General features: G+C 31.2%; 5 protein-coding genes. 4 read left to right on the top strand and 1 reads right to left on the bottom strand.

Features of this window, described 5'->3' with window-relative positions:
* Positions 1-332 precede the first annotated feature (332 nt).
* A complete protein-coding gene (locus tag AC1DVP_RS13520; protein ID WP_477184005.1) occupies positions 333-1,715 on the bottom strand; it encodes an MFS transporter in 1,383 nt (460 codons plus the stop codon).
* A gap of 540 nt (positions 1,716-2,255) precedes the next feature.
* Between AC1DVP_RS13520 and AC1DVP_RS13515 the strand changes: the two genes are divergently transcribed.
* The 4 genes from AC1DVP_RS13515 (at position 2,256) to AC1DVP_RS13500 (ending at position 6,176) form a co-directional block, all read left to right on the top strand.
* On the top strand, positions 2,256-2,777 hold the full coding sequence (locus AC1DVP_RS13515) for a Pycsar system effector family protein (RefSeq protein ID WP_477184004.1): 522 nt from the start codon (positions 2,256-2,258) through the stop codon (positions 2,775-2,777).
* Positions 2,774-4,057 carry a nucleotide-binding domain-containing protein gene (locus AC1DVP_RS13510; protein WP_477184003.1) on the top strand — a complete coding sequence of 428 codons (1,284 nt, stop codon included), beginning with the start codon at positions 2,774-2,776 and terminating at the stop codon, positions 4,055-4,057. The genes AC1DVP_RS13515 and AC1DVP_RS13510 overlap by 4 nt, the downstream gene beginning before the upstream one ends.
* A 151-nt stretch (positions 4,058-4,208) precedes the next feature.
* Complete coding sequence (locus AC1DVP_RS13505) at positions 4,209-5,357, top strand: IS4 family transposase (protein WP_477184002.1); 1,149 nt, start codon at positions 4,209-4,211, stop codon at positions 5,355-5,357.
* 153 nt (positions 5,358-5,510) lie between these two features.
* Positions 5,511-6,176: a hypothetical protein gene (locus AC1DVP_RS13500; RefSeq protein WP_477184001.1), complete on the top strand. Its 666-nt coding sequence runs from the start codon at positions 5,511-5,513 to the stop codon at positions 6,174-6,176.
* Positions 6,177-6,224 lie beyond the last annotated feature (48 nt).

Below are 6,224 nucleotides of genomic sequence, written 5' to 3'. Positions count from 1 at the left end.
ACATTATACATTCCATCCCAGATTTCAGGAGGGACTTAAAAAAGTGCCATTTAACGTCGGAGCTTGTCTCTGAAGAGAATATAAAAATACGAAAATTTGAGACTGAGGCATGCCAGTTGTATTCGGTATTCAACTGTGTTAACATCGTCGTGTGATTTCAGGACGGGACAGGCCACGGATGACACAGATTAAACAGATTAGCACGGATTTTTTAAAAAATTATTTAAAACCCAAGCAAAAAAAATCTGCGTAAAAAAAAGAAAGGCTATCCATCCGGACAGCCTTTCTTTTAAACAATAATCGAAACATATACTATTCCTATTTTTGTAGATTTAAGATTTTACTCTTTGATAAGCTAAATCAACACCTACAGGTAATTTCTCTTCTTCTTTATCTTTAACTGCAAATTTCACAGCTAAAACAACTACTCCAGTTATTAGAATGATGATTCCTAATATATAAAAAGCATTGGTGTAATCAATCAAATCCTTGGTTTGTGATACTCCACTTTCGTCAATCACGTCTTTAGTAAATTTAACTGCTTTGGCTTTGAACAAGAAAGCAATTAACATCGCTCCTATATTTCCACCTGCTCCTACAATTCCGGCAACACTTCCTATCGCTTTTGGATTTATGAATGGCACAAGACTATATGTTGCACCATTTGCCATTTTTAAACTCATTCCAAACAAGAACATTAAAAAGATAGCAACTCCTAATTGATTTGTCATACCAAAGAAAATAACACCTACACCTTCTATAAGAAGCAGTAAGGCAAGCAATAAATTTTTTCCTGAAAAACCATATCTCTTACCTACTTTGTCAGCAACAATGCCTCCTAATGGTCTTGCAAAAATATTGATCATTCCAAAAATACCGGCACAAATTCCTGCTATTTTCAAGCTAGCACCGAAAGTATCTGTAAAATAAATTGGAGCAAAATTATCAATCGTAATCTCAACACCAAAACAAGCAGCATAAGCAATAGTCAAAACCCAAGTACGGTAATCTTTTACAGCCAGCATAAATGTATTTTCTTTATTCTCATTTTCAATTCCAAGTTCTTTATAATTACCATTTGGTAAATCTTTGGTAAATCTGAAATATAAAAATGCAAAAACTAATAACATTACTCCTGGAACAACCATGGCATACCTCCAGCTGTCTTCCTTAGTACACACTCCTAATCCCACAAATCCTGCTGCAATAAGAGGCATGGTAATATTAGCTAAACCGGCACCTGCATTTCCAAATCCTCCTGCCGTAGCGTTTGCAGTTCCTTTAATAGATGGGGCAAACATTACTGAAGTATGAAATTGTGTGATAACAAAAGAAGCACCGATAACTCCGATAGCCAATCTAAAAAACAGGAAACTTTCATAAGATTGTGAAGTACCAATTAGTAAGACCGGTACAGAACAAATCACTAATAACCATGTATAAATTAATCTTGGTCCAAATTTATCAACTAATCGGCCTATTAATAATCTGGCGATGATCGTTGCCGATACAGATGCAATTTGAATGTTACCTAATTGGTCTTTTGTCAGGTGCAATTGCTCTTTAGCGATTGGCATAAGTGATGCCATACCGAACCATGCAAAAAAGCAAAAGAAAAATGTTAACCATGTAATGTGGAAGGTACGCATTTGAACACCCTTGCCACTAAAAATGTTTAAACTTGAAAGCGGTTGATTTGTTGATATTGAACTCATTTTAAAAAAAATTAATTGTTTAACACTGTTTCCTTTTCTAAGTATCAAACTTACGTCTAAGTATTTTACTTATTTACATGACAAAATTAGAGGCTTTCATTTGAACAAAACCTGCCAAAACGCAGTTTTTCAAAAAAACTAAGTATTTTTACGTAAGTATTTGATTTAGGTAAATTTCAATAAACTGCCTTTAGAGAATAATAACAAAATTTAAGCAGTATTTTTTAGGAGCTAATCCTGCTGTCCGCTGTATCTGTTCTCGTCTTTTGGGACGAGACAGGCACACAGGATGTCGCTTCCATCAGGGCTACGACAGTATCAGAATTTTTAAGAGATATAGTTTTAAAAACTACAGCATTGTTTCTTACAACAAAATTTAAAAGACTATTATTCAGCATTAAATTTTAAAATTGGCAAGAAAAAAACATATATTTGAAAAAAAGAAAAAAAGAAACTTTCGTGTATACATCTGCTAGTTGGAAAGATTAGTGAAAGTTTGTTTCGTATACTTAGAAGTTAGCAGAAATTTTTATAAACATCATGGATAAAAAGAACGACAATTTAAAATACATACTCACAAGGTTTGATAATTACATAAACGCTTCAAATGTAAAAGGAACATTCATTGTTTCCTTAAACACTTTCATTGTAGGATGTATTTTAGTGAACAGAAGCACAATAGCAGATATTTTTATATGTAACGAACCTTTTCTGAAAATATTTAATGTAGTTTTGTTTCTAATCTGTTTTAGTGCTTTAGGAATTTTATATTTTACAATCAAAGCATTATTTCCTTATACAGATTCGGGAAATTCAATCGATGAGGAATATCAATCGCATATTTTTTTTGGATCAGTAAGCAAATTTGAAAGCCAGCAGAAATATCTTGAATCTTTCAACAAGCTTGACGATTTAGCCTTCGAGAAAGATTTGCAATATCAAATTCATACTATTTCGAAAGGCTTGACCAAAAAATATCAATTTCTGAATAAAGCAATGTATATTCTTTATTTTGAAATAATTCTATTTTTAATAATTTTTATTCTTATTGTGTTTAGATGAGAACAACATTCAATAATTCATTGTCTAGAATAGACGAAATTTTATCAAAAAATAAGTCATTTAGTTTAGAGAATAGAGCAATAACTTTTAGTAAAGCTAGAAACTATTCTAATCTAAGTGAAAATTTAAATGTTCCCGTTAAATATGATGCGAATAAGACACTAATACAATACGATGAGAATTTTATCTTCGAAAATTATGGTCATAATGACTACGCTTTTTCTAATATTTGTATTGGTACACATCCAGACTTTAGCGATTTAGATCATACAAATTATTTAATGCATCATTCAGTATCAATGTTTGTTGACATTAAAGGTTCAACAAAACTTGTTGATAAATATTCTATTCAAGACGTAAGAATGATTAAAGATACAATCTTGTCTTTAATTATTTTAGTCGTTAACCAATTTGGTGGGCACATTCAACGATTACAAGGCGATGGAGTATTTATTACTTTTTGTAGGAGAAATAGGGAGCCAATAAACTCTATTATAAATGCGCTAAATGCTTCAACAATATTGACTCAATTTATCTCGGTCGATTTGGCGGACATTTTCAAAAAGAATGATATTAATCCATTAAGAATTCGAGTTGGCATCGACTACGGAAGCGATGAAAATGTTTTGTGGTCATACTATGGACTCAGCGGTTGTGATGAACTTACTACCACTAGTCTTCATACCGACATGGCAGCAAAACTTCAAGTTAAAGCAAGCGACAATTCGATATTAATAGGAAACAATATTGTCGAAGCTTTGGATTTGACTAAAGAAGTTATTTCTAATTACTACAATAAAGATGGTCTTCGAGAAGAAGTATACAACATTACTCCTTCTTTAACATACAAATTTTACTGTTTTGATTGGAAAAACTATTTGGTCAAACATCCAAATTTTAAATTATTAGCTAACGGTAATTTGAAAAATGAAAAAAAGAATTTTTGGTTGAAATGTAGCTATTCGTTTGATGATAAGTCACACGAATATTTTCCTTATTCAAAAGGAATTCCTAAAGGTGCACAAATTGAATTTAAGTTATATGACAATACGATCTTGTATACAAGAAAAGGTTTCGAAGAAATAAAATGGACTGTATATAATACGGGACAAGAAGCCAAAACAGACAATTGCGTTTCTCAAGAAGTAGATAAAAATTCGGCAAATTCTAACTCATGTACTACTACAGCAAAATATTTAGGTTTGCACAAAATTCAATGCAAATTAATACGTCCCCATTCTGAAAATCTAAATATTGAATTTCCTGTGTTCGTATACTAAGCCCCCAGCTTCGCAAAGTCAAGAGACTTTGCGTTTTTTTTAAAAGCTCTTGAAAGCCATAAATATGATAAAAATCTCCCCGCGAGCACGAGCGTCACGCCATAAGTGTTCGAAACCTCAAAGTTATTATATTTGAGTCTAAAACAAACTTATGAAATTAGAAGAAGTTTTAGAATATATTCCGAAAGGAGAATTAGAAAAACTATCACTCGCTTATAATGTTGACCATCAAGTAAAGAAACTTCATGGACAAACAATGTTTCAATTACTATTGTTTTCGATGTTAAACATCAAACACAATAGTTTGCGGGTAATGGAAGAATTTTATCATTCGTTGGCATTCAAAAGTATTGCAAATACTAGCTATAAAGGTGTAAAATACAATTCTATCAGAGATCGATTGGTTAATATAAATGCTGATTATTTTGAAGCAATATTCAATAGTTGCTTAAAAAAGTATCAAGACAAATATTTGAAGAAGAAGCACAATATTATTTCTTTTGATTCCACGCTGGTTAGTATTTCATCTAAATTATTAAAAGAAGGGATGCAAATTAATAAACAAGGAGACAAGAAATTTGTAAAATTTAGCATAGCTTTTTCAAACGTACCGGTTCATTCAAAAATCTTCACAGAACAGTCGTTTGTTTCAGAGGATTTTGCATTAAAAGAATTGATAAAAGAATGCCCCCTAAGTGCTGACAATATTTTGGTTTTTGATAGAGGGCTTCAGGCAAGAGCAACATTTGAAGAGTTAAATGAGGATGATTTAACCTTTGTAACAAGATTGAATAATTATACTCGTTTTGAAACGGTTAAAGAATTTGAAATTGATGAAAATCAAACAGAAAGATTAATATTAGAACAAGATTTAGAGGTAAAATTATATGACAAACGAAATAAAAAAACTCAAAAATTCCTGCGTTTAATCATTGCAAAAGAAAAGGAAAATGGTGAAGTGTTTTATTTTTTGACCAACAGTAAAACCTTAACAGCAAAGGATGTTGCAGAAATTTATAAACAACGATGGGAAATTGAAGTATTTTTTAAATTCATAAAACAGAATCTAAATTTTAGTCATTTGTTAAGCAGAAATATCAATGGTGTAAAAGTAGTAATGTATATGACTTTGATAACAGCTATTTTGTTAGTGGTTTATAAAAAACTCAATGAATTCAAAGGATATAAAATTGTAAAATTGAAGTTTGCACAAGAATTAGAAGTTTTAATTATTAAAGACATAGTTGAAAAATGTGGAGGAGATCCTAACAAAGTAAATACAATTTTAAATCCGGAATGAGGTTTCGAACACTTATGATTTGTAATCCGATTACAAGATATATTTTTTACTTTTTTACAGCTCATCCAAAAAAACATACAGCTCGGAAATAAAGTTTTTATAAAATCAGTTTATACCTCGAAGTTTGAACCGTTGAACTAAACAAAACTAAAAATGGAACAGGCTATTACCATTTTAATTTATTTCCACGCTTTTTTTGGCGGGGTTGGACTAATAACAGGAATCGGAAGTATAATTGTCAAAAAAGGACAAAAGTTACATAAGCGAATGGGAAAACTGTTCTCAATTGGAATGGTCACAAGTTCACTGCTGTCACTGCCTATTTGTTTCATGCCAAAACATCAAAATTTATTTTTATTCCTGATCGGCATTTTCACCATTTATCTTGTTACATCAGGAAATCGGGCATTGACATTTAAATTAAAATTAAAAACTAAAGCTGATTTCACAGACCGATTCATTTCGGGAACAATGCTATTTTCCTCGATAATAATGATTTTGATTGGGATTTATTGTGTCATAAATAATATAACTAACGGAATCTTATTTGCTTTTTTTGGCGGTTTTGGATTTTATATGACAATTAAAGATTTTATATTTTACAAAAATTTTACAAAAATAAAAAACAGCTGGCTGACAAAGCATATTGGGAAAATGGTTGGTGCATTAATTGCCTCCATTACCGCTTTCATTGTTGCCGGATTAGGACTGGGAAATTTAATCGCATGGGTTACTCCATCGATTATTGGCACGATATATATAATGTATTGGAACCGAAAAGCAGTATCAAAAATCGGCTTGAAAGAGGCTGTTGAATAAAAAACTCTATTTGTAAAGGTTATCTTGATTTTATATATTTGGGCAAAT

The sequence above is a fragment of the Flavobacterium sp. P3_A6 genome (assembly GCF_056403035.1).
The sequence above is the reverse complement of the archived record's forward strand: the minus strand, read 5'-3'. Positions and strand labels throughout refer to the sequence as shown.

What these genes read in the sequence shown, in the direction of transcription:
- AC1DVP_RS13505 (WP_477184002.1), top strand. Translation starts at nt 4,209, where the DNA reads ATGAAATTAGAAGAAGTTTTAGAATATATTCCGAAAGGAGAATTAGAA.
- AC1DVP_RS13515 (WP_477184004.1), top strand. Translation starts at nt 2,256, where the DNA reads ATGGATAAAAAGAACGACAATTTAAAATACATACTCACAAGGTTTGAT.
- AC1DVP_RS13500 (WP_477184001.1), top strand. Translation starts at nt 5,511, where the DNA reads ATGGAACAGGCTATTACCATTTTAATTTATTTCCACGCTTTTTTTGGC.
- AC1DVP_RS13510 (WP_477184003.1), top strand. Translation starts at nt 2,774, where the DNA reads ATGAGAACAACATTCAATAATTCATTGTCTAGAATAGACGAAATTTTA.
- AC1DVP_RS13520 (WP_477184005.1), bottom strand. Translation starts at nt 1,715, where the DNA reads ATGAGTTCAATATCAACAAATCAACCGCTTTCAAGTTTAAACATTTTT.